Genomic DNA, 418 nt, shown 5'->3' on the forward strand with positions numbered 1-418 from the left:
TTGCAGGAGAGCGGCAAGGACGCACTCGCCCTTATCACTGAGACCGAGCTGCTGGGGGGCAAGGTACGCAGCAAACGCCAGCGGGAGAAGAGCAAGAACCTAAGCTCAGATGCGGTGATCCGCAACCTCGGCGAGCTGACCCAGGGCCAGCCGGTGGTGCACCTGGATCACGGGGTCGGCCGCTATCTCGGGCTCGAAACCATCGATGCCGGCGGCCTGCCCACCGAGTTCCTGACCCTGGAGTATGCCGGTGGTGACAAGCTGTTTGTGCCGGTGACCAGCCTGCACCTCATCAGCCGCTACACCGGCTCTGACAATCCGCCCAGCCACAAGCTGGGCGGTGAGGCTTGGGTCAAGGCGCGGCGCAAGGCGGCGGAGAAGGTGCGCGACGTGGCGGCCGAGCTGCTGGATGTGTACG

General features: G+C 65.6%; 1 protein-coding gene. It reads left to right on the top strand.

All coding sequences use genetic code 11. From position 1 onward, the window contains the following. Positions 1–418: CarD family transcriptional regulator (locus AAC083_RS22685; protein ID WP_375134785.1), on the top strand; the 418-nt coding region annotated here is incomplete at both ends.

The organism is Aeromonas sp. HMWF014 (genome assembly GCF_963878295.1).
In the GTDB taxonomy this organism is placed as follows: domain Bacteria; phylum Pseudomonadota; class Gammaproteobacteria; order Enterobacterales; family Aeromonadaceae; genus Aeromonas; species Aeromonas popoffii.